At 57.3% G+C, this 248-nt stretch carries 1 protein-coding gene; it reads right to left on the reverse strand.

The genetic code is table 11. The features are described from left to right. The coding region (locus CH341_RS33085; RefSeq protein WP_146604817.1) for a hypothetical protein at positions 1 to 248 on the reverse strand (248 nt) is incomplete at both ends.

The following is a 248-nucleotide window of genomic DNA, read 5'->3' on the forward strand; positions in this document are numbered from 1 at the left end:
GAAGAAGACGAGGTTGACCACCTCCGGCACGTCGATGCCGGTGTCGAGCATGTCGACGGAAATGGCGATATGCGGCTCATTCTCGTTGATGGAGAAGGCGTCGATCAGGCTCTGCGCATAATCGACCTTGTAGGTGATGACGCGCGCGAAATGCCCGGCGAGCTCCGGATAGGCGATGTTGAAGCGTTTCTCGATGAACTCAGCATGGTCCTGGTTCTTGGCGAAGATGATCGTCTTGCCGAGCCGGT

The sequence above is a fragment of the Rhodoplanes roseus genome (assembly GCF_003258865.1).
In the GTDB taxonomy this organism is placed as follows: domain Bacteria; phylum Pseudomonadota; class Alphaproteobacteria; order Rhizobiales; family Xanthobacteraceae; genus Rhodoplanes; species Rhodoplanes roseus.